We start from the raw sequence: 24,263 nt of genomic DNA on the forward strand, positions 1-24,263 counted from the left end.
TCTGAAAAGGCTTTTTAATTTATTACCAATTTCTAAAAAATCTTAGAAAAAGTTTGCTCTGTTATCTTCAATATCAGAAGCATTTTTAAGTGCCTGATATACTTTTGTGTTTATTGTTGGAGTTGCAGCGTTGTTCAATTGGTTTGAATACGTAGCATAGTTTTCAAGTCCCGGCGCTGGATTTACAGCTGTAACCCTAACTTTAAACACTCCTTTTTCCCCATCAATCAATCCAGTAGTTTCACCTACCATTTTTCCGAAAGCCGCTCCTACAACTTTAGGCTCTGCTCCTGCTCCAGGAATTGTGGGTGCTGCCATAGTCACTGCTGTTGCAGTTTGTACGGTTACACTTTGACTTGTAGCAATTGTATTTAAATCATCGCCTGAGATACCAGCTTTTATTTTTTCAGCTTTCTTTTCGTTACGCAATTTAGGGGTAACTACTGCACTAGCTTCAGCAACGCTCATAAGACCTTTTGGACTTTTACGTGTAAGTTGCACAATCACATATCCATCTGAAGTGCTGAATCTTTTAACGTCTCCAACTTCAGTATTTTCTTCAAATCCCCATTTTACGATGGCACGATTATTACCAACACCAGGAATATTAGCATCCATGTTGCTTATTTTGTTTACTGGTTTCAATCCAAGGTCTTGCTCTTTTGCAACCTCAACAAAATCACCCTTTTGAGAAGCCACTTCAAATTTAGATGCCTTTGCAAATACGTCGTTCAATGTTGATTCAGATGCTTCAATCTCTTTTGTAATTGTAGCAACTTTGATAGCTTTTTGCATATTTTTCTGCTCACCCACTTTTACAACGTGGAAACCAAAATCTGTTTCAACAACACCTATAGTACCTGGTGTATTTTCAAAGATAAAGTCGTTGAAAGCTGGCACCATTCTACCTGGACCAGAATATCCTAAATCCCCTCCGTCTTCGCTATTTGATTTGTCATCAGAAAATTGTTGTGCTAATTCTTCAAATTTACTTGGCGTTTTATTTACAACTGCGTTTATACTGTCTGCTAATTTTTTAGCATCTTCCTTAGAGCGCGTTATTGCATCACTTGCGCGTAACGTTCCTTGGTAACGAATTAACATGTGGCTTGACTGTACTGAGTCTGGCAAACGCATTACCTCAATCACTTTAGTCAAATTATTAGTATTGTCTTGACGATAAGGACCGTAGATGTCTCCTTCGTTCATGTTAAAAAGTGTATCTGCTATATTTTCTGGTAAATCTTTTTTGAACCAGACTCTATCATTATAAGCAACGTCACTATTAGCGTTTACAAACTCAGCATACTTTGTTGTATTCTTTAATCCAAGTATTGTATCATTCGTTTTTGTCAAACTGTTGTAATCTATTCTAGTATTTAATAATGCAGCAATTTTTACTTGTTCAGCCTCTATGTCTTCTTCAGATGGCTTTTCAGAAAAAGAAACGTATTGCAAGTCAATCTGTGGTTGTACTTCAAAATCTGCTGGATTAGCTTTTATGTATGTTGCAATTTCAGAATCGCTTACCGTTACATCTGTATCAGGAATCTTTGTGTAAGGAACATACACATACTGCATATCTATTTTGTCATTCTCAAAACGATATTGTTGTTCACCTTCACTCAAAGTGCTTCTCATTCCCGCTTTGATCAAGTTGTAATATTGTGTTTGTAAGATGTTGTCTTTAATACCGTTTTCATAATCCAACCATTGTTGGTATGCCGTAGGATTGTTACGTTGCACATCTGCAATATACTCTTGCACTTTAGCAGGGCTGTAATTTCCATCCACATCTTGAAACGTAGGGTTTGAAGCCAAAGCAGTTTCGAGCGAAGCGTTTATTTGGTCTTGCTGTGCAGTAAGTCCTAATTTTTCGTATTGTTGGTTTTGTAAAACCGAACGCAATTCACGGTCCCAAACCACATTCATCGCTTGTGCCGTTGAACCATTTGGTCCTAATGTGCGCTGCGACTGCTCTACTTTTTTCATAAAGTCGTCTCGCGTAAGTTCTTCACCATTTACGGTTGCTACCGTCGTCAATGATTTTTCAGAAGAAAGACCACCATTTCTAATTACATCTGCAAGGATGAAAGAGAAAAGCGCTAGTGCTATAATGATAATAAGGAAAACTCCTCTTTTTCTAATACTATTTAAAATTGCCATCGTTCGGGATAATTTTTAAGCTGCTCAACACACAGCATCACATTAATTTAGTGGGCGAAAATACCATTTTCCCTGCATTAATAAAAAAAGTTTGTATAAAAAATTGAAGATAAAATAAGGGAGTTTTTTTCTTCGGAAATAATACTAGATCAAAACCGCTATAATAAAACAAAAAACAAGGTTAATCCAACGGTTTTGCTGGCTTTAGCTCCACTAATTCAATTTTTGTGTTTGATACGTCGAGGATATTGAATTCGTAGTCTCCAATAATTACTTTATCATCTTTTTGAGGTATTCCTTCTGTAAAGTTTACAATCATTCCTCCGAGCGTCTCATAGTTTTCATTCTCCGGAAGTTGTAGTTTATACGTTTCGTTGAGATAATCCACCTCATGTCTCGCCGAAAAATGGTAGTGCCCCTCTCCCAACTCATCTTCAACCAGACCAATACCATCGTGTTCATCCTCAATTTCACCGAATAATTCTTCGATAATATCTTCTACGGTTATAATCCCACTAGTTCCGCCATATTCATCAACAACAACGGCAATACTCTTACGCTTTTTACTAAGAATATTTAAAACGTCTTTGCAGAGCATAGTTTCAGGAACAAAAATAACGGGGGTTAAAACCTTTGTTAGACTTTGAGGTTTTTTGAAAAGTTCGAAAGAGTGAACATATCCTACAATGTCATCAATATTTTCTTTATAAACGAGGATTTTTGACAGTCCCGTTTCAGTAAAAAGAGTATTCAATTCTTGAGGTGTCGTGGTCAACTCCACAGCAACCACCTCGGTTCTCGGTATCATTGCTTCTCTCGATTTTATTTCGGAAAAGTCCAGTGCATTTTGAAAAATCTGGATTTCGGTATCTATTTCATCTTCGGTTTCTACGGCTTCCATTTGCTCCGTAATGTAGTTACCCAACTCCAGTTTGCTGAAACTTAACTGCACCGTATCTCCTTCGGTTTTAAATATATATTTGAGGACAAGGTCTGAAATCCAAATAATGAATTCAGAAATAAACGAGAAGAACACATAAAAGAAATAGGCGGGAATTGCAAAGATTTTTATCAAGCTATTGGCATAGATTTGGAAAAATACTTTGGGTAGAAATTCAGCAGTCAACAAGATTACCAAAGTTGAAATTACCGTCTGAATCAATAAGCCGCTCGCCCCATCAATAGGGATGTATCTCATTAACAATTCCCCCATAAAAAACCCATACACAACGAGCGCAATATTATTCCCCACAAGCATTGTGGCGATAAACTTAGAGGGTCTTTTGGTTATTTTTTTGAGTATCCCGGCGAGAAAATCATTTTGCTTTTTCTCAATCTCAATATGGATTTTGTTTGAAGAAACATACGCTATTTCCATCCCCGAAAAAAACGCAGAGAAGATAAGCGAAAGGACAATTATGATTGAATGGTATTCCAATGATTGGGATTATTTGTTATTGTAAAGATATGGAATGAAATTGAAATCAAATTTGAAAACTGAAAAATGAAGTTTTCAAATGGAAATAACAGAAATCGACCTGCAATATATGCAATTGCCTAAATTACTTTCACCCTTGAAATTTCCGAAGCGAAAAAGAAATTTCTACTTATTCAAATCATTATTACGCTTTTCAATCGACTTGCGAAAACGACGCTTGAAAAAGAACATAAACACTGCAACGACGGCAAAAAAGACAAATAAATAAGCACGGCCGCGATTGTCATTCCAGTTTGTATAGACCAGCCAAAGTGAAAAAATTGCCATCGCTATGTAGGCGTATTCAAAAATTTTATAAATGCTACTTCCCATCTGTTTCTTTTTTGTCGATTAGTTGAACCCCTTTGTTTTTTAGCGAGATAAACTCTGTAAAATCTTGGCTGGAGTCAAATTGACCACCATCGTTATAGGAGCCGTCTTTAAATTTAATTTGGTAAGGTTGATCCGTAAAAACCCATTGATTGTTCTGGTCCCAATACAATTGTGTTGCACTCAAAACCAAGCTATCACTTGTAATGATTTTTACATTTTCTCGCATATCAATAATACCAGTTTCTTCATACCGAATGGCATAATCTGCGGTCACGGTACTCATTTTTTCATCTTCCCAAAATCGTACTTCAACACCATCAGGAAATTCTTGATATGGAAATGTGTAGTTTGAAAAATCTATCAGTTTTTTCGACAACAAATTAGTCATGACCTTTCCGCTATCTGTATATTTCACATTGATATCAACTCCAATAGCTAGTGGTGCCATATCGCTAATGGATAGCTTTTGTTTATTTTTATAATTATCATCACACGCAAAAAGCGTGATGACCAATATTATGGCCATCACGCTTTTAAATATATGTGATTTTAAAATCATTCTTATAAGTTAGGGACTTTTACGCTTCCACCAACCCAGCAGTTCATTGAGATTGTTTTCCCTCCCATACCCGCTGAGAAAATATCAGCTTTTTGTGGAGCTCTTGCTCTATAGCTTGCAGCAGCAGCTCTAGCATTATCTGCTATTGAAGGATCAATTCTCGCTGCTCTGTCCGCATATTCGGCAGCTTTCCAGTTCACAGCTCTTTTTTCAAAAGGTGTTCCACCACAGCTGTTCGAACTTCTTGCAATCATGTCGGCAATTTTTAAATATGCTACACCTTTGTTAGGCTTAATTTCGAGCATTTTATTATAAAAACCTCTTGCTGTTCCGTAGCTTCCAGCTTTACGTTGTGCTTCGGCTAACTTATAATAAATATTATATTTCGCATTAGGGTCGGTTTGCATACTCAATGATTGCTCATAGTATTCTAATGCTTTTGCATCATTTCCTTTTTTGGCTTCTAATTGTCCTAAGAACATTTTTGAATTCGCAGACGGCTCTAATTTATCCAATTGCTCAACAAGCTTAATAAAAAGTGGATCATCCGTACATTCTTTTCCGCTTAATCTTCCTGCAGCATTTTTTACCCATTCAATGTCATTTTTCTTAGCTTCAAAGTCTTTGCTATACAACGGCACTAGGTTAGGGCAATCCGCAACGTTACCCAGTTTAGTATCTACTGAACCTCTTACTTTTCCGAAGATAGTCAAGTTCTTTTCATAAGCTTCCATTCGTTTTTTGTCCTTAGAAGACAATTTTTCACCAGCATCTTCTTGCTCAATAAACTCGGTTAATTTTTTTGCCATTTCACCTTCTTCAAGGTCAAGCTTTTCTTGGACAATATCGTATAAGTCAAATACATCTTGCAAATCTTTCTGTCCGTCTTCGAACAAATCTTTTGCCAGCGAAAAGTATGTATAAAGAGACTTCGCACTTTTAAAGTTTTCGGCATCTGTCTTATAAGCCTTATCAAAAGCATTGAACTGCTCCATTTTAGTACCGATCTGATTGTCATAACGCACTTGCGCTAAATCTGCCAACACATCACCTTCTTTAGTTTTAGAAGGATAATATTGCATACGCAACTTCATGTTCTTTTCAAGGTCAGTGATTTTTGATTTATCTCCTTTTTCAATAAAGTCGATGAACATTTTTTCACCGTATTGATAAATAGCCATTGTAGACTGTGGACACTCTGACACTACTTTATCGTAGGTTTTATAGGCTGCTTGATAATTTTTTGCTTTTGCAGGCTCCGTAAAAAGTGATACCGTTACCGCACAGTCATTCTGTGCAACAGAAGTTCCAACGAGCACAAGGGCAAAGAGCATGGTCATTAAAATTGATTTGTTTTTCATTGTGGTAGTGTTTATTGTGTTAATCTAAATATCGTTTGTCGAACCATCTATCGTTTAGTGAAAAACTTAAGAAGGTATTAAAGAAATTTTCCTGTATCAACCCGAAGTCTGTGGTACCGCGTCTACCTATTTCGAAACCGAGGTTAACATTTGAGAATAATCTCCCTACGGGTAGTCCAACTCCAAAAGATATGCCAAACTCATTTATGTCCTGCCCATTAAGATTAATTCCTGTCTCTTCAAATCTAACTCCAGCTCTGTAAACTACTCTTTTATAGTAATTTCCAAGGGAATTGTAATTTGGAATATAATATCCTCCAACTTTAAATTTTGATGCATCCGTGAAGGAAACGTTCTCTAGTTCAAAAGTTCTATTTGTAAAATTACTTGTTTTTTGGTCGGTATATTCTGCACCAATTGCCCATTGTTTAGGTTTCCCAATTCCTACACCTAATGTCCATTGTGATGGGAATGTAAAATTTGTGTTCTGTACATCTACTTCTATTTCTTCTCTCACAATTGTTGTTCCCGTACTTGGCACCACCAACAAAGTTGCACGTTGACGATTATTTTCAGATTCAAAGTTTGTTTCAGGTGTATAGATAAGTGAAGTTGAAAGTTCAAGTTCTTCTGTTACCATTGTTTTATACCTTGCTCCAAGATTGAAACTGAAGCCCAACAAATCTGATCTATTTGTTTCTCTTGAGGACAACTCTAATCCTTCTTGCGTGCTAAAAGCTGTGTTTTGGATATTTCCGAAGTTATAATTAGTGTCAACACCAAGACTAAAATTAGGAGTCACTCTATAAGCAAAAGTTAAAAAAGCCTTGTTCAAACCTCCCTCACCGGTATAGCGTGTGGTCACATCGCCATTAACACTCTCAATATCATAACCAACCGATGTATAAGGTATCAACCCAAAACTCGCCACAAGTTTTCCCATAGGAATTCCCAACGCCAAGTAATCCAGCGATGTGGTTGATTGCTTTTGGCTTTCTAAGTCGGTTTTTTGAGTTACATATTTATGACTTCCACCAACGGTGAAATTCACTAACTCTAAATCGGCAATCCCAGCCGGATTTTGAAGGTTAAGGTGAATACTATCGCTAAAAACGCTAATACCTCCCATCATTCTATTTTCTGCAGTTCCCTTAAACTTCAATGTTCCTATTCCGTAGAAAGAGTAAGGTGAGGAAGTACCCTCTTGTGCCCAGGTAATACTGGTAATGAGTAAAAAAACTCCAATAATAATTCGCTTCAACATCAATCTATATTATGTTCTAAAATGTGGTTTAAACCCTCTAACAGAAAATTTGAGTTCGCAAAGATGTCATTTTTTAATCTATCTCGCAAAAAATCAGTGTCTCCACCGGTTAAAATTATCGTTAAATCAGGATATTCTTTTTTATAAGCATCAATGACCCCGTCCATTTCAAATAAAACACCCTCAAGCACACCACTATGCATGGCTCTATTGGTAGAGTTTCCTATCAATGTAAAGTCTTCAATTTTTTCTAATAATGGTAAATTTGCAGTAAAATGGTGCAACGCTTTGTATCGCATTGCAATTCCTGGTGCAATGGCACCTCCTAGATACTTGTTTTCATTGGTTAAAAAATCGTATGTAATAGCACTTCCCGCATCGATAACCAATGTGCTTTTCTCCGGAAATTGAACTGCAGCGGCTGCCACGAGTGCTATTCTATCCACTCCTAAAGTGGTGGGAGTTTCGTATAAATTTATAAATGGAATCTTACTCTCATGTGTCAATACTCTAACCTTATATAAGGTATTTAATGCCTTAATAGTTTCTTCGGAAAGTTTCCCTACGGAAGAAATCATACAATAATCAATAGCTGGATAAGTTGCTGAAACGTCATTGACAGCATCCAAAAACTCCTCTTTACCTAAAACTTTTTTGTGTACCAACATACCTCCATCAAAGACAGCGAGCTTGTTTAAGGTATTCCCAACATCAACAATTAAATACATACGTGAGCTAAAGACGACAAAAATACAACATCATTTCAACCGAATGGGAATTAATATGCAATTAGTAAACGAACCTAATTTCAAACTTTTTGAAAAATATTAATTTTATATTTTGCAGTATTTAAAATACCCTTATATTTGCCGTCCAATTAAGGTACCTTAGCTCAGTTGGTAGAGCAATGGACTGAAAATCCATGTGTCCCTGGTTCGATTCCTGGAGGTACCACTATAAATAACCTTAAACATTTGATTTAAAATGATTTAAGGTTATTTTTTTTATATTGGGGACATTAAAAGGTACATTTAATTTTAAAACTCCCTTAAATATAAATATTTAATCTTCTATTTTTCTTCATAATGCCTCTAAAAAATTCTGCTAACCATTACTGATTCATTTACCGCAACTATACACAATAGAATTGTAGTAGATAAGAGCCATGAGATAAAGTCTTAGACAATTTTACAAGAAAGAATCTATTTTATTTTAAGAGTTAAAGCGATAATAACAAGTGAGGTCAATAACTCTTATAATCTACAGAGGTAAGGTTACTTTGTAAAATTATAATAAATAAATTGAGTAATTTTAATACTATATTTTGACCACTTTTTTGCCAAATAGTGTAAAAAACACTATTTCATAAAAGTACATACGTTCTTTTAAATACAGGCGCTGAGTGAAGATTGGATTACTATCCCTTTGGGATGCTCGTTCCAGGACGTCACGGCAACAGTGGTGACTATCGTTACGGCTTCCAAGGACAGGAGATGGACAATGAGGTTAAGGGGGAAGGGAATAGTTATGATTTTGGCAATAGAAATATTTATGATTCAAGGGTAGCACGTTTCTTTTCAACGGACCCTGATGATGTTAAATACCCAGATTTTTCAACCTATGGTTTTGCAGCCAATAACCCTATTTTATTTATTGATGTTAATGGTCGAGGACCTATTATTCCAAAAACTTGGTGGCAAGGAAGACCAGATAGAGCCGCGATTGCTGGTTTTATAGATGCAGCTTGGGATACAGGTAAAAATAGTTGGGAATTAACAAAAGAGTTATTTTGGTTAACCCAAAATCAAGAAGAATGGGAGAAAAAATATGGAGAGACAAGAAGGGCTCAATACGACGCAATTCAAAATTTAATGAATGATGAGGAATTGCAAGCTCAACTATTCTGTCAGATTGTAGATAATATTGGAGGTTATATAGATGATTTAACAGGTGTTAATGGAAATGATGTTCAGGCTTATAATCAGGGTAAGCTGTATTTTGAGGGTATTATTGCCATCCTTCCTACTAGCGAGATTACAACTCTTTTGTCAACCGGGAAATTTTCTACAAAAAGCCTTAGTCTACTAGGTAAGTTTTCAAAAAAGATTGATGATGTAGCAAATCTAATTGATATAGACAATGCAAACTGGGCGCAAAAAACATTTAAGAAAACATTCAGTGAAGAAGGTTTATTTAATGGTGCCAAAGTTGATGATATTGTAAAACAATTAGAATCAGGTAATTTAAAACCCGGAGATGTTCCGATTGAAGTAATCGTGAGAGATGGAAATACTCTTATTTTAAATACCCGATCCTCAGTTGCTCTGACGAAAGCAAATATTCCAAGGAGTAAATGGAGTGTAATCGATAAGACCGGAGATATTGATTCTGAATTGAGATTGGACAAGCAATTAAAGAAAAACAAGTTAGACTCTCAAGGCACTGAAAAAATTAGGGAGTCTTACACTCAAGATTTTATAATTAAACAATAATGAAAATAACAAAACTAAAAGATATAATAATTAGCCCTGGCGAATCTTCTCCAAAGATTTTTGCTACTGATAATGAGCTTTATTTATTCTTTTATTATAATCAGGATTTTGATGAAAAGAAATTTTATTCGGAGATTAAGGAACGAAATGCCTTAATTGACGAAGGTACTGTTATGATTAAGTTCGCAAATCCACTAATACATAAATTTGGTTCCCCTAACTCTGAAGTGCTTTCTGGTCATAATCTCTATAAGTTTGGCATTGAATTTTTTGAAGCACATTTAATTGAAGATTCTACTTGGTTAAAGGAAATTTCTACAATAAATAGTGTACATAGATATTATAAAGAAGAAAAGTTTTCAAAGTATAAACATTACTTACTATCATTTGATGACAATACTTTTGAATGTATTTCTAAAGATTATAATATTACTTATAGTAAAATGAAAATGTTTGATTTAATTTTAACAATACTGCAAAAATCAATAGCAGATGAGTTCTAAGATATAATAAAATTAGAAGGTACAAAATCAGTAAGCCAAACACCGTTTTCAGAAATATAGAATAAATGCCCTTCTTGGGTCATTTTTAAAGCATTTATCTTTAAGATTACAGGTTGACCATAACGATTACCCACTTTTTTAGCTGTATTTATATCAACACTTAAATGAACATGATTTCTTTGCTGTTTTACCAGCCCTTTTTCAAAAATAGATGCTATATTTTTTTCTGCTGTACCGTGAAATAAAATCTTTGGTGGAATTACCGGGTTTAGCTTTAAATCAACATCAATAGAATGTCCTTGACTTGCTCTAATTTTATTGAAATCATCGGAGAATACGAAACGTTTTTTGTCATTGGTATCTACGACCTCTTTTAAGTTCTCGAATCCAATATTTGCTTTTTGAAGTAACTCTTCCACATTAGCCCAACCGTCATTATCTAAAATTAATCCTATTTCTTGAGGTTTATGCCTTAGTATTAAGCTTAAAAATTTACTGATTTTATTTTTATCCTTATCATTCATAGCGAAATTTGTTATTGACAAAGAAAATAAAAAACACATTCTTTTGGAAGTTATTTAAAATATTTATTTGAGCGTCTCGTCCTAAAATAGAGATATACTAAAAAATTTAGTGTAATGAAAACATCAGTAAACACAGGGTATCTCAAGCGTAGCAAGAAAGATTACCCTCGCTAGCACTAGTATTCACTAGTGCCGTTATGAGTGAGCAGGGCATTAAAATAATTAGAGAAAGCTATCCAGATATGGGTAGTTTTTTTTATGCAATAGCTTTAAGCTTTACATTTTTGATAAGCGCATCAATAGTATATAAAATTTGTTCCCCCGCTAACCCCTGTTTGGCTAGTATGCCAGAGTCTGGCTACCGCTAGTATTTACTAGTGGCGTTATGAGTGAGCAAATCAATACATTATAAATAAAAGCTATGATAATAATCTGTCATAGCTTTTTGTATTTTGTGTTGTTATGAGTAGAAAGTACAAGTTTCTTAATGCAAGCGGAGCTTATTTTGTGAGTTTTGCTACGGTGTATTGGATAGATGTATTTACTAGAGCTCAATATTTTAAAGTGCTAGCAGATAGTGTTGACTACTGCAGAGCAGAGAAAGAAATGGAATTGTTTGCCTATTGTTTTATGCAAGCCACGTACATTTTATATTTAGGTCAGCAAATGAACAGCCAGCAGATTTACTACGGGATTTTAAACTTCACACAGCAAAGAAAATGATTGAAGCTATAGAAAACAATCCACTAGAAAGCAGAAAGGAGTGGCTGTTATGGATGCTTAAGCGGCCGGGTAAAAAGAATGCTACAACAAGCAAAAATCAATTTTGGCAACATCACAACAAACCTATTGAACTCTGTAGTCCAAAAGTGATAAAGCAAAAATTAGATTATATTCATAATAATCCTGTTGTAAGTGGTTTTGTAACAAATCCTGTAGACTGGAAATACTCAAGTGCGAGAAACTTTGCAGAAGATCACAGTATTTTAGAGATTGATGCTATTGGATTTTTAGGGTAGCTTTATACCCTACAGGTATGCTGTCTTTTACATTCAGTGACGGCACTAGTTATAAACTAGCGCTAGCGGGGGGACATTACCAGCTTAATCTACAATTAAAAAATTAAAATCTTTGTAATCATCTATATCATTAAGAACTTTATCATCTACTTTATAAATGATTTCTGCCTTATTAAAATCATTTAATTTTATCACATGTTTTTTATCCATTGAATCTATATAGATAATTTCAATCTTATTATAAAATACAAAAACATCTTCGGCTTCTGCGATATTAGTAGCTACAGATGGTAAAAAAAGAACTAATTCATCCTCAGGTTTTCTAACATTAGAAGTCCCTAAATTTAATTTTACTGACTCCTTAAACTCTAAATTCAGTAATGTATTGTTTTCTGTTTTTAAAAAAAAAGACACATTTTTTACACCTATTTTGTTGTTAGGCGGATTACTAATTCTTAGCAAATATCCTACAAATGGGGTGTTTTCCCCTAACACTGTCTTATGATTGTCATAAAATTGAATTACCCTCGATTTACATTCAATTTCGACTAGGGTCTTATCTATATTATTACATGAAAATAAAATAAAAATAAATCCTAGTAATATTTTACTACTTGTAAAGCTATTCTTCATCATCATTTTTTTTAGATATTTCAGGATCCAGAAACAAATTAGTTCCTGGTGAAAATAATTCTAATTTCACTTTAAATTTATCTTCATAGAGGTCTTTATATTTGTTAAACAGACCTAAATCTCGTTTATTCGTCTTTCTAGCTAAAAGAGAAAGTTTCTCAACAAAAGTTTTCCTTAGCCTTAACTGTGAAGAACTATCAAGATTCTCAAAAATTGGGTTATCAATTTCAAACCAATAAACTAGTGTTTCATATTGACCAGCTGTTTCTGCAATATTTTTTACTATTTCTAAATAGGCATGTCCATGTTCATGATTTACGGTAGAAGCGATATTCCAATAATTATCATGGACAGGCGACCATACATGTAATGCAGCAGTATTAGAACTCTCGAATATAAATGTTTGAGCTTCACTATTTGGACTCAACAAACCATTTCTTTTTTCTCCAGCCATTTCTTCTTTAGATGGTAGATTTACATCTCCTACCCCTATTTTTCCATTATAAAGTGAATACCCTTGGGTTGTTCTATTTCTAACTTCCTTAATATATATTGTTGTATAGACATTTGATTTAATGTCATCTGCCGCTGTGCTTATTTTTTGAGTACAATTTGCTAATTCTTCCATAGTCAAATAACCATTTTTATACATTTCATATTGCTCATTATTTGCTACCCTAACTGTTTGGTCATTACCGAACTTATTCAGCAACTTCCCGTCGGCAGTAAACACATATTCCATGCCTTCAAATTCCATTCCATCAATTACTCTATTCTCACTAAATGCATAAGGGCTATTCCAAACAAATGTCTTTTCTAATGGGTCTGTACTTAAAAATCTACCAACTCTAGGATCATGCATCCTAAAGGTATAATTTAAGGAATTCCCTTCCCCCTTAACCTCGTTATCCATCTCCTGTCCTTGGAAGCCGTAACGATAGTCACCACTGTTGCCGTGACGTCCTGGAACGAGCATCCCAAAGGGAGTGTAATTATTAGAGTATAATTTATATAAAAGAACGTGATATAAAAATAGAAAAAGCTACCCATAGTTGGATAGCTCTTACTTCTTATTTTGCTACCCTGCTTACTCATAACGCCACTAGTAAATACTAGCGGTAGCCAAAACTACATACTAGGACTAGCAGGGATATCCTCATTGATAAATATTTTTTTCCAATGTAATTCTTCTTGTCTTTCTATCCATAAAGAAAACTTATCAAAAGCTCCTTCTTCATTATACCAAAATTCATTGTCAAGTTCTAAAGAATAATTCTCTATTAAAGACTCATCAACCCGATAGATGTATTTAAAATCTTGAAGTTTTTTTAGAATTTTTAATTCAAATTCATTAATTCTTTTTTTTGGTTCTTCTGACATTACAAACCAACCATATTTTATACCAATTGTAAAAACCGTCACCTCTGCAGGTAATTCTAAATCAATATGCTCACCACATAATGTTCCTTCAAAAAAAGATTCCCTTGGAGGTTTTTCATTAATCCTCTTTAAAAAATCATTTCCCGATTCGTTTATAATATAAGTCACTAAATACATACCATTAAAATTTTACAACTTCCATACCGCTTTCGCCGTGTAAAAAGATTATTGTTCCACTAGAACCTGCTTCTCCAGATGCTTTTCTTGAATCAACTGATGCCCTTAAAAAAGAATTTAAGCCTTCTTGAAACGTCTCTAATGTAGTTCCGCTACCAGTACCATCAATAATTAAAGTGCCTCCTGTTCCAGCTTGTTCAGTCCCTTTCCTTAAATTTTTATTTACAGCACCCACAGCATCACTTGACAACCTTTTGCTTTCAGCAGCTATCTGCTTACCATAAGCACCCATTATGGTTATTTCTCCTGCACCATTTGCTACGCCTTCACCTTTAATAATAACATCTAACCCCCTATCACTTAATGCTTCTCCAGTAGCTTTTAACTTATTTAAGTCTGCCAATGAATTTTTGCTTTTCCCCGCAAATTCCAAGGCCTGTTCCGTAACTGTTACTGAACCTTTTGCAAGCTTCAAATCTCCTTTTATTAACCTCCATATTTTAGCAACTCCAGCACCACTAACAATTGGCACAAAAACACCAGCTGACGCGAGGCCCTTATCTAGATTATTAGCTGGGGATCCCTTTACCGTAATTGTTCCAGTATCCTCTGGCATAAGCCAAGTGCCTATAATAACAGCGTCATCTACATCCGTAAATTGTAAAACATCTGTTCCCATATCTACTACTGCATAACCCAAAATTCTCAAATATTGAGCATCATTTTTAGTCTGTAAATCTGGATTCTCAATCTTATCAATGGCAACAGCAGTTTTAACTTTACTGGCAGTATATAATTGAAGAAGATAGGGAACAATACCTCTCATTTTCTCTGCTCCTTCTAATTCGGTTGCATCTATAACTCTATTTTCACTGAACGCATATGGAGAATTATAAGCATATTTATATGCTAAAGGGTCAATGGCAAAAAACCTCCCTACCCTTGGGTCGTGCATCCTGAACTTATAGTTTATAGAATTCCCTTCTCCCTTGACCTCGTTATCCATCTCCTGTCCTTGGAACCCATAACGGTAGTCTCCAGAGTTCCCGTGACGTCCCGGAACTAGCATCCCAAAGGGATAGTAATCCGAATAGCTTTTTATGTCCGCATTAAAGTATGACAAAGAACTTCCTGTAAAGGTAGGAATTTTTTTGTCTGAGACAACACTTAGTACATTCCCTAAGTGATTTGAAAGCTCATAGCGTTTATCACCAGTGATATTCTTATAGGTATATTTTACCAAATCCGTCTCAAAAGTACTTGCCGTCCAAGCAGGTTCAATTTCATTCAAGGTAGCAACATTATTACCACTGGACCTTATTGTATTTGAAGTTCCGTCAAAAGTTAACTCATCACTTGTTTTAAGGTTGGGAGTTGTTATTGAATAATTAAAATCTTTGATATGGAAAGATTGAATATAATCACCGCCCAAATACGATTTAATTGTTGTGTTAAAATTTTGAGGCGGTATTGAATCTGTCACTTTTGAAACAGTTGTACCATTCAATGTCCCAGCTTTTTCTCCATTTACCAACACCAAAACTTCATCGCTCGTGGGAGTGAAATTAGTGTCCAAGTATATCTCCATACTTTCATTTCCCATCTGCGTTTCTGTAATTCCTTTGTCACTAGCAAGATCTATAAAAGTTTTTGTAGTACTAACGCCTTCCAAGAGTTGCGAAATAACAAAGGAAGGTTGTAATAATCCACCTTTATTCTTTACATATATATCTAGAATGTTTAGTTGTTCATTGTAAGCTGTTTCAGCAGACATAGAAACATTAACATTATTTATGGAACCCAAATGGATGGAGTCATTTACTGCTAAAGGATTCAATAACTTAAATCGCCAGTTTGATTCGTAGTTAATTACACCATGTTCAATATCATTAAAATCCTCTATATCAAACTCTACATTGTTGCTCCTACCAAGCGTTAATGCCGTGATTGTCTCTGGACTAGTTTCAGACTCTAACTCTGATTTTTTCTCATCATCGGTAGCAAGCCCTGAAACAGGTATTTCTTGAATTCCTAAGCGGCTACTGCCATAAATATGGTGCTCTTTAGGAGTGTATGAGCCATAGACCCCTGCTTCAAACTGCTCAAGATTAGATGCTGTTTCAAACACATTGAGTACATTACCTTGGGCATCGCGAGCATAGCGAGTAGATTTTACCCTCGAGTTGACTTGATCTATTACTGTTTTTGAAATTCGATTACCAAGTCCATCATAAGAAAATAGTATTGTTTCAATAATTCTACTTGGTTCATTTTCAAGATATCTTTCGATAGAGGCTACTTTACCATCCACACGCCAATTAATAAATAATCGCTCGGTTCTATCATGTATTAACTGCCCTATTTCATCATAAATATAGTTATGTGAATTTTCATCGTTTTCGTCATACGTTACTCCTAATGCTATTTCTTGGTCGTCAATGTCCATATTAAAACTTGCCGGAGAAACTTCATCCCTAACTAATGCTAATTGATTGGTTCCTGGCTTATAATTATAAGATAAGTCGTCCATAGAAGAAACGTTGTTTATGACAACAGATCTATATAAAGAATCAAGATTTCCATTTCTATCATAGCTATAGTTAGATTCATAACTATCATTTGGTGTAAACGGCCCATTTGGGGTAAAATTTTGAAATGAAAGCGATGTCATTTCTTTAATACGGTTTAACTGGTCATATCGATAGTTATTTAGTTGCGTATTGAGCATAATGTCTTGCTCTTTACGAATAGATGTCACCATTCTATTGATATTTCCATTATACAAATCCAAATCTGGAGAACTTTGGTAGTTAGAATTCGTTGACAAATTAAAACTCGTAGTAGGGCCACCAACAGCGGTATAATCATTTTGAAAATAACTCAATGAATACCCAAAGGCATCTTTGGCAGTCAAAGCATTACTCCCACTATTAAGTCCATCTTTACCAAAATCGTTATTAGGATTCATTATATACTCGCCATTTACAGCTTTTAACCAACCCTGCAAAGTATATACATAGTCAAGACCCTGTACCTTTTTATCACCAATCTCAGTTCGAGCTAATGGGCCATGTTCATAATATTGATAAGAAGCATCTTTTTCCCATATCACATCATCGGTCGAGGTTTCAACACTAGTAATTCTATTATCCGCATCATAATTGTAACGATGTATAAATTGATCGGTTTTATTTTTCTGAAACGTAACACGTTTCACATTTCCACTGATCAAATCATAATCATACGCTACTTTTTTAATATGCCTCTGGTTATTGTTCGGCTCATATAAATCTTGGTAATAATTAACCAATTCTTTTACATTTCCGTGGATATCATAATTATAGAAAATGGCATTGTCAAATACTGGATCTGGACCAATTGTTCCAGTTAAATTTGTAAAATTCTCATTGTATAAAATAGCGCTTACTCTATTGCGTAATGTTAATGGATTAAAATTTTGAAATAACTGGGAGGATACTTGAACTCCTGAAGACAGAGGAATGGGCTCGTCATAAAAAGTACGTGTTACTTGATTTCTATTAAATGCACCCCCAAAACCATTTTCCAGCTCATTATTTGATGTGTTTAATAATCTTCCCTCATCTGTAATTTCAAAGCGCCCAAAAGGTGGTTGTACTTCTCCGGCTTCTGTAATTCTGCCTAATCCATCATAATTAGTATAACTGAAAGATTCTCTAGGAATATTATCTGAACCATATTCCACCATGGTTATATTGTTTAATATAGTTCCACTATGAAGCATATTGAACTCAATTTGCATAGGTGATCCTGGATGTGTTTCAGGATAGCTCTTCTTTAACTGTCCATTGACGTATAATTTTATTGTACCATTTATCCTTTCTACCCTTAATACGTCATCAATATTGTAAAGATCTGTAGATGTCTGATAACTTCTGTTTTTATAGTACCATATTTGAGGATTTGTGTGGTTTCTAGTGTAAAATCCATACTGGATATTACTCATTGAACCAGGGAAATCTTTGTACATTAATCCAAACTGTATATATCGATTTGCGCTTAACGGATTTGTTAATTGATATTCCACGTATCCATCCCCTTCCATAACATCATTACCCAATCCTTTTCTCCAACTTCCTTCAACTTTAATTATACGAGAACCATCCTCAGAGAAATCGAAAGAACCAGGAACAACTTCATTAAAACTTAGCGAAGTGAGCTCGGGATTCTGGTCATCATTCTGCGAAGCTATAATCCTACCGAGATCATCATAAGCAAACCTTGTAGTACCACCATCTGGTGTTTTTTGCCAGACCAACTGGTTTAAACTATTGTATTTATATTGGGTTTTTAACGTGTGGGATGGTAATAGTTCTTCCTCCTCGGTTAATTGATCTTCTGCTCTATGAGTGTCAATATCCTGCATTAACGCAGTATTTGACATATCTAAACGGTCAATCCCTTCAGGGGAAACGGTTTGAGTTAAATTACCCGCTTGATCGTAGTAATATAATGTGTATTGATATTCTTTGTCAAAATATGTCATATCCAATGTCTCAACTACATTACCCATGGATTCATTAATGTAATACACAGTAAATTCTTCAACTAATTGATTGATGTAATTATTGTAAGCGTCCTCTTGATAGGTCTCAGAGATACTGATTACTATTTCTTCACATGGATTACTCGGCTCAACATAATAAGCGCCAGGCTGTAAAGCCCTGGGTGGACATACGTCTTGATTTACAACCAAATAAATATCATTAACATATTCCTTCCAGAGTACATGGTCTTCTATAGTGGGATCACTTCTGTAGGTTATAAAATCTGAGATCACTTGCCCAATCATATCGTATCCATAGTTTAAATCTGTATCTCCAAACTCTGCAATGGATAAAAACAAATCACTATCCGTAGTTAAATTTTGTCCAGTATTCTCAAAATCTTCAACCTCTACGATGTAATCTATGTATGAGTCCACCAAATATTGGTAATTAAAGTTGCAGAAATTAGTGGTTCCTTCATTATTGTCTGGGAAATCTGGATCCTCAATGGGTCCATCGTTAGATAATAAATCTGAGAGTGTATAGCCCTGTACTCTTTGCGAATTTAGGTTTGCATCAAAATTCATAAAGTTTAAGAAATCTTGGTACTTATCGCATAAAACAGGAGCGACAGTTTGGGGGATGCAGGGGTTGCAGTTTTCTTCTACAAATATGGAATCAATCCTTGACCTTACACCATTACTGGTTTTCACATCAAAAACACAAAAATATAAAGTCCGAACACCAACACCATTATTAGTTTGAATACCAAAAATAAAATGCGGATCTTGTGTACCGTTGACCATAGAAGAATATAAGATTATATTTTCGCCCTCTCCATTTTTGTAAAGTAAACTCATCTCTTCGCTATCAATAATTTCAAAATCTATTATCTCTGAAACGTCATCAATATCGGTCCCAACATCTCTCATTACAAAAAAGATTTCGGCAAGTGTACCCCATTCTATAGTAATGGCTAAGCTCCCAATAGAATTAAAATCAATTTTATAGGTTGCAGAATTAGGTTCTAAATCAACAGGAGGTTCATTATATTCTAATGGTAAATATTCTACACGTTCTTCAAAACGATATAAGTCCATGAATTCTAGATAAGGAATCTTAATGTTATCATCTCCAGAAGCCATAATATTATGATTCACATTATCAACTATTCCATAATCTCTAATAGCTTTTAATAAATTCAGGTAAGTAAATTCAAAAATTTCTTCATTTTCGCTATATGCGTCACATCCGTCTACTTGAGGTAAAAAACAATTTTCATTTGTACTATCATTGGGACAAGGGTCACAGGCATCACCATATCCATCACCATCACTATCTAATTGATCTGGGTTATATTCATTTGGACAATTATCACAACCTCCTGTTGTGGAGACAGTCCCTGTTGAAAATCCATTACCAAATACTCCATCCCCATCTGGGTCACTATCTCCACACATGCAATTAGGATGTGGATTGTTTGGGCATGGATCACAGCTGTCGGGGTTTCCATCTCCGTCAGTATCCGGGCCAATATCATCACATGGGTCACACAAATCAAAAATTCCATCGCCGTCACTATCCTCATTACCACAAGCACACTCAGGATCTGGATTATTAGGGCAGGGGTCACAATTACTTGGTATACCGTCGCCATCTGGGTCATCCATAATAATTTCTCCAGGCCCTGTTAAATCGCCATCAGAGTCAAGCCCACACTCGCCAATAGCGGCTAATGTACTCCCTGTGAAAATTGCTTCTTGAAACGTGCCATTTGTAAATATTTGCGCTATAAATTGAAAATTAAAACGCGGTGGGTTGCCTTCTGTGTAATTTTCATAATAAAAGTGTGAGACAGATTGAATTCTCCATTGATTACCCGTTGGCACTAGCTCTTTTGTATAATCACTCCAACTAAAGGTTCCTGAATTAATCTCAATAACATTATTCAATGATGTATTTTCCTCTACATCAATTGTTAAGAGATTACCTGCCCCTACACCATCAATCCCAAGACTGGTTGGCTGAGGATCAAGTATCCCTCCAAAAGCTTCAAATAAATCTGGGGTCAAAAATTGATCTGTAAAAGGTATCCCCGTTGATGGGTTTTTAAATCTACTTGTATCTGTATCAAACTCTGTAAAATATCCTAATAAAAATATATCAAGATCACTAATTAAAGGACAATTACCTGTTTGTATATAATAGTTATAATCACTATTATCTTCAAGGTCACCTATTACATCTCCTGCATCTCCAGAACCGTTATATAGTAAATCTACAGGTGGAAACCTTAAATCTTTACCTATGTAAGCACTAGCTTCATCTTGATCGCAAAATTGTTCAGCAGCAGTATTATTAGTTATATAAGAAACAATATTTGCAAGAACAGTAGGGTAAGCAGACAATACCCCAATTATATTTGAAGAGCCATCACCCGCTATACACCCATTATAAAAACCCTTCTGTGTGGCATAGACATTTATAAAAACAGACTTTATTTTTTCTTTTAAACTCAAATATGTTGTAATATAATTATTCCATACTTCGTTTCTCTTAGATACAGGCACTCCATTTATAGTGGTTGGTGAATTACATTGAGAAATTCCATTACATGTGGTTAGTTTTATGGAGTACTCTAGAATAGGAAAGTCAAAATCTTCAAAACTATTAATGAGGGCTTCCTCCATAATATCATTTCGGTATCCTTTGAGAACGCTACCATTAAACACTTCGTTCAATAACGTACTTTTAAAATAGGGGTCTTTATTTAAAATTGCCGTACCTGAAACAAGAGTATTGATAATGTTGGCATCGTCTGTATAATTTAAGGTTCGCAAATAATTGTCAAAACTATCAGAATCCATCTCTGTACCGTACACGTCCTCCGTAAGCTCACAGATTCGAGCAGTATAAGGTAAATATCCCACTTCTGGATGATACTTGACTAAGGCATTTGCCCAATTAGAATCCCATTGAGCAATAAAATCGCTGACCAATAAAAGCCATTGTGGCTTAACAAATCGGGTAATGGTGCCATCTGCACTCGTTTGAACAATAATATTCGAAATTTCACTTGGCAATACTTGAGGAGTATATTGATTGGTACCACCGCTTTGTAAAGTAACTTCTATCAAAGAAGGCTCCCCATAAATATTTTGATAAGTTAAAGATTCATTTCGCCAATTATTACCAGATGTTATCCAAGCATTTGTTAGTACATCATAATAAATTAATTGATTATCATCATTAAAAACACTCAATGGGTCTTGAACTGTAGTAGTACCATCACTATTGTTTTCATATTTACCGTACTGACCGTGAGGGCTAACGTCTTGCAACAACAATGAGTTACTCACTGAGCAAGAAGCAGGAGACCCTTCTCCAGGTTGATTTGAATCACAAAATTCTTGGCAGGACGCCATAATCAATTCCCACTCTCTGGAAAAACGTATAATCAATAAGTTTAATATGTCTTGATCAATAAAATATTCATAAGTATTATCAAAACTGTAACTAACATCACTTGAGTCTTCAATTAATTCTCCTCCCGAAGTATCATCAGAGAAGACAATACCATCTCCATAATGACTATTCAGGGTTTCTATTATATATTCATTATGTGTCCCTACAACATCTTCACAAGCGTTTGGGGAATCACAATCAAATGGTTCGCACAATGTTAAATCTACATCAGGTTCAAATAAGGACGGGTCAATAAAACATGGGTCAGTAGATGTAGTTAATGATTCTCGGTAATCAACCCTATATCCATCTAATATCTCTTTATTAATGGTTAGTTTTTTTTGCAGCGTATAAGTCCCTGCAAAAAGGGGTTCTGAGCTAAAGGAAAAGGGAGTTCCTTGTGGAGCAATATTTAAATCTATAGGAGGAGTCACTTTATCTTCACCGCAATCATCTTTTAAAGAGCCTTCAATTTTTAAAATGGGCGGATAGTCTCCACAGATGTTATCGTTATATTCTAAATCTGCAACATAGTCAAACGATAACGCTGTACCATTTTGCACTACGGAAATTTGACTATTTACTATTAGACCATCTAGAAGTGCTCCATAATTACCAGTACTATATCTATTATTATTATCTATTTCTGTGTCTGGGTCAGTTGCATTTACTTTGTTCAACAAATCTACCGTTTGCTGGCCGTGTAAACTCGAATCTCCTTCGTCACTTAGACCCATTAAGTTTGATGGTGTATCTCCTGCCAGTCCCGTTGCAATTGTTCTTCCCTGCGGATCTATATAACTAATGCTTACTTGCCCGTTAGGATCAACTACCATATTTTTTTTATAATGGCTAGCATTCCCTACGCGATAACCAAACAATCTATTCAATTCTTTTTGTGAAGGAATACTATAAAAATATTGCATTTCATGACCTGTTCCTAACTGATGTTGAACACCTACACCACCTTTTCTCCGTATCCTTCCGGTATTATCCGGAGTATATTCTATCTGTGAAAAAGGAAAATTTTGAGCATCGGGCACATAATCTTGAAAAGTATTTGTAGCTGGTTTTGGTCCATAATATTTACCAGCTCCCGCTGTTGTAGATAAACCTTCAGTAGTCACGTTACAGTCTTCTGCCGCTAAAGTCCAATCAAAATCTTTGTGTGTATACTTTTTACCCTCATTCTGATTCAAACTAAAATTTGGATAGTATTTTATAACATTACTGTTTTCTACTGGAACTGGTAATATTTCTATTGCTGGCCTACCTTGTGTGTCATATATTACCTCACCAACTATTGCATTATCATCCGTATTAATTTTTGTGACAGTTTGTCTATTGCGCAACGTACCATCAAAATAACTTACCACTTCTTTTTTCTTTCCCTCTTCTGCAAATGAAGATTGAAATTGCCAATTCATGCTAGTCTCATGCGGGATTACAACCTCGTATTTATCATTCCAGTCTGATAGATTAATTTTCTGATTATTTCCTGAACTCCACTGTGTGTAAAAATTTCTACTGGTATTTTGTTGAGATCTCCCTACTGCTCTTACACGATAAACAATAAATCCTGAACTATATATCAACGGGATTTCAAAAGATGTAGCAGTGGTTTTTATTCTTGTATTATTATTTTTAAAATCGTTTTCGGACAATGCTATTGCGCTGGCATTTAGCGTTGCATCAATATCAACATCACTATAATTATCTAACCAAGTATATTCCAATTCATATTCAATGGCACCTTGTATTTCATTCCATTCTAATATTATACTTAACGGAACTTGTGAATTTTCACTGTTTGCAGATAGAATTTCTTGCGTTGGACTAACGAAAGATGGAGCGTTTGGATTTATTTCATAATACCTATTTAATCGTATTTTTCCGGTAATTGAAACATTGTTTGGGGTTGTAGTGTTTGCTGTAGAAGTATCTAGATTTGTAGTTTCAACAGAAACTACCTTTACAATCGCACCATATCTGCTATTTATAACGTGTGAAGTAATATCTCTAAATGTTCCACCATTAAATAGCGGATTGTTTTCTATTATTAATGTTGTATCATAGGAGGTGGACTCTGATACTGGTTGAATATTCAATACAATTTTGTATTGTAACCATTGATAAGGAGCTGCATCTGTATCAAATTTTACCTCGACGATAGTTTTCACTTGTCTATCCACGTGGTTAAGGGGAGTAGTGTCATTATCCAAAATATTCATCAAAACACCACCCACTTGAGCATCTATTTGACTAGAATTTTTTGTTATTGAACCCAACTCTAATTCTTGTCCGAGTCCAATGTTTGAACAAAAAACGAGTACAATTAATAATAGGTAATAGATGTTTTTATTTGCAAATTTGCTATCCCTCAT

The 24,263-nt window shown here is 35.0% G+C and carries 13 protein-coding genes, 1 tRNA gene and 2 pseudogenes; 4 read left to right on the top strand and 12 right to left on the bottom strand.

The window, feature by feature from the left end:
- Window positions 1–42: 42 nt before the first annotated feature.
- The 7 genes from ACSHW7_RS00415 to ACSHW7_RS00445 all read right to left on the bottom strand — a co-directional run bounded on the left by ACSHW7_RS00415 (window position 43) and on the right by ACSHW7_RS00445 (window position 7,888).
- Window positions 43–2,166 carry a peptidylprolyl isomerase gene (locus tag ACSHW7_RS00415; RefSeq protein WP_435677343.1) on the bottom strand — a complete coding sequence of 708 codons (2,124 nt, stop codon included), beginning with the start codon at window positions 2,164–2,166 and terminating at the stop codon, window positions 43–45.
- A gap of 181 nt (window positions 2,167–2,347) precedes the next feature.
- Entirely contained in the window at window positions 2,348–3,544 is a 1,197-nt protein-coding gene (locus ACSHW7_RS00420) for a hemolysin family protein (RefSeq protein WP_435678244.1), read from the bottom strand.
- 225 nt (window positions 3,545–3,769) lie between these two features.
- Entirely contained in the window at window positions 3,770–3,976 is a 207-nt protein-coding gene (locus ACSHW7_RS00425) for a hypothetical protein (RefSeq protein ID WP_435677344.1), read from the bottom strand.
- The gene (gene lptC, locus ACSHW7_RS00430; RefSeq protein WP_435678245.1) at window positions 3,966–4,502 is read right to left on the bottom strand and encodes an LPS export ABC transporter periplasmic protein LptC; all 537 of its coding nucleotides are present in this window, start codon (window positions 4,500–4,502) and stop codon (window positions 3,966–3,968) included. The genes ACSHW7_RS00425 and lptC overlap by 11 nt, the downstream gene beginning before the upstream one ends.
- Window positions 4,503–4,537: 35 nt before the next feature.
- Window positions 4,538–5,896, bottom strand: coding sequence for a tetratricopeptide repeat protein (locus ACSHW7_RS00435; RefSeq protein ID WP_435677345.1), 1,359 nt, complete (start codon window positions 5,894–5,896; stop codon window positions 4,538–4,540).
- A gap of 19 nt (window positions 5,897–5,915) precedes the next feature.
- Window positions 5,916–7,160 (bottom strand): outer membrane protein transport protein, encoded by a 1,245-nt coding sequence (locus ACSHW7_RS00440; RefSeq protein WP_435677346.1) that lies wholly within the window; start codon window positions 7,158–7,160, stop codon window positions 5,916–5,918.
- On the bottom strand, window positions 7,160–7,888 hold the full coding sequence (locus ACSHW7_RS00445; RefSeq protein WP_435677347.1) for a type III pantothenate kinase: 729 nt from the start codon (window positions 7,886–7,888) through the stop codon (window positions 7,160–7,162). Before ACSHW7_RS00445 ends, ACSHW7_RS00440 begins: the two co-directional genes overlap by 1 nt.
- Before the next feature lie 153 nt (window positions 7,889–8,041).
- Here ACSHW7_RS00445 and ACSHW7_RS00450 point away from each other — a divergent pair.
- The 3 genes from ACSHW7_RS00450 (at window position 8,042) to ACSHW7_RS00460 (ending at window position 10,155) form a co-directional block, all read left to right on the top strand.
- Window positions 8,042–8,114 (top strand) — tRNA-Phe (locus ACSHW7_RS00450).
- Window positions 8,115–8,569: 455 nt separating this feature from the next.
- Window positions 8,570–9,652 (top strand): RHS repeat domain-containing protein, encoded by a 1,083-nt coding sequence (locus ACSHW7_RS00455; protein ID WP_435677348.1) that lies wholly within the window; start codon window positions 8,570–8,572, stop codon window positions 9,650–9,652.
- On the top strand, window positions 9,652–10,155 hold the full coding sequence (locus tag ACSHW7_RS00460; protein ID WP_435677349.1) for a hypothetical protein: 504 nt from the start codon (window positions 9,652–9,654) through the stop codon (window positions 10,153–10,155). The genes ACSHW7_RS00455 and ACSHW7_RS00460 overlap by 1 nt, the downstream gene beginning before the upstream one ends.
- On the opposite strand, the gene ACSHW7_RS00465 is transcribed toward ACSHW7_RS00460, so the two are convergent.
- Window positions 10,152–10,679, bottom strand: a complete 528-nt coding sequence (locus ACSHW7_RS00465) for an RNA 2'-phosphotransferase (protein ID WP_435677350.1) — start codon at window positions 10,677–10,679, stop codon at window positions 10,152–10,154. The two genes, ACSHW7_RS00460 and ACSHW7_RS00465, sit on opposite strands and share 4 nt — an antisense overlap.
- Before the next feature lie 462 nt (window positions 10,680–11,141).
- On the opposite strand from ACSHW7_RS00465, the pseudogene ACSHW7_RS00470 reads away from it, so the two are divergent.
- Window positions 11,142–11,698: pseudogene (locus tag ACSHW7_RS00470) on the top strand (REP-associated tyrosine transposase).
- Window positions 11,699–11,782: 84 nt separating this feature from the next.
- Here ACSHW7_RS00470 and ACSHW7_RS00475 read toward each other — a convergent pair.
- The 4 genes and pseudogenes from ACSHW7_RS00475 to ACSHW7_RS00490 all read right to left on the bottom strand — a co-directional run bounded on the left by ACSHW7_RS00475 (window position 11,783) and on the right by ACSHW7_RS00490 (window position 24,263).
- Window positions 11,783–12,337: a hypothetical protein gene (locus ACSHW7_RS00475; protein ID WP_435677351.1), complete on the bottom strand. Its 555-nt coding sequence runs from the start codon at window positions 12,335–12,337 to the stop codon at window positions 11,783–11,785.
- A pseudogene (locus tag ACSHW7_RS00480) lies at window positions 12,321–13,310 on the bottom strand (RHS repeat-associated core domain-containing protein); the annotation flags it as partial. The pseudogene ACSHW7_RS00480 and the gene ACSHW7_RS00475, both read right to left, overlap by 17 nt.
- Window positions 13,311–13,459: 149 nt before the next feature.
- Complete coding sequence (locus tag ACSHW7_RS00485) at window positions 13,460–13,888, bottom strand: hypothetical protein (RefSeq protein ID WP_435677352.1); 429 nt, start codon at window positions 13,886–13,888, stop codon at window positions 13,460–13,462.
- A gap of 4 nt (window positions 13,889–13,892) precedes the next feature.
- The gene (locus ACSHW7_RS00490) at window positions 13,893–24,263 is read right to left on the bottom strand and encodes a DUF6443 domain-containing protein (protein ID WP_435677353.1); all 10,371 of its coding nucleotides are present in this window, start codon (window positions 24,261–24,263) and stop codon (window positions 13,893–13,895) included.

The sequence above is a fragment of the Patiriisocius sp. genome, assembly GCF_051252435.1.
Lineage (GTDB): Bacteria > Bacteroidota > Bacteroidia > Flavobacteriales > Flavobacteriaceae > Patiriisocius.

Coding starts and splice junctions, on each gene's coding strand:
- ACSHW7_RS00415 (WP_435677343.1), bottom strand. CDS start 2,166: ATGGCAATTTTAAATAGTATTAGAAAAAGAGGAGTTTTCCTTATTATC.
- ACSHW7_RS00420 (WP_435678244.1), bottom strand. CDS start 3,544: ATGGAAATAGCGTATGTTTCTTCAAACAAAATCCATATTGAGATTGAG.
- ACSHW7_RS00425 (WP_435677344.1), bottom strand. CDS start 3,976: ATGGGAAGTAGCATTTATAAAATTTTTGAATACGCCTACATAGCGATG.
- lptC (WP_435678245.1), bottom strand. CDS start 4,502: ATGGCCATAATATTGGTCATCACGCTTTTTGCGTGTGATGATAATTAT.
- ACSHW7_RS00435 (WP_435677345.1), bottom strand. CDS start 5,896: ATGAAAAACAAATCAATTTTAATGACCATGCTCTTTGCCCTTGTGCTC.
- ACSHW7_RS00440 (WP_435677346.1), bottom strand. CDS start 7,160: ATGTTGAAGCGAATTATTATTGGAGTTTTTTTACTCATTACCAGTATT.
- ACSHW7_RS00445 (WP_435677347.1), bottom strand. CDS start 7,888: ATGTATTTAATTGTTGATGTTGGGAATACCTTAAACAAGCTCGCTGTC.
- ACSHW7_RS00460 (WP_435677349.1), top strand. CDS start 9,652: ATGAAAATAACAAAACTAAAAGATATAATAATTAGCCCTGGCGAATCT.
- ACSHW7_RS00465 (WP_435677350.1), bottom strand. CDS start 10,679: ATGAATGATAAGGATAAAAATAAAATCAGTAAATTTTTAAGCTTAATA.
- ACSHW7_RS00475 (WP_435677351.1), bottom strand. CDS start 12,337: ATGATGATGAAGAATAGCTTTACAAGTAGTAAAATATTACTAGGATTT.
- ACSHW7_RS00485 (WP_435677352.1), bottom strand. CDS start 13,888: ATGTATTTAGTGACTTATATTATAAACGAATCGGGAAATGATTTTTTA.
- ACSHW7_RS00490 (WP_435677353.1), bottom strand. CDS start 24,263: ATGAGGGATAGCAAATTTGCAAATAAAAACATCTATTACCTATTATTA.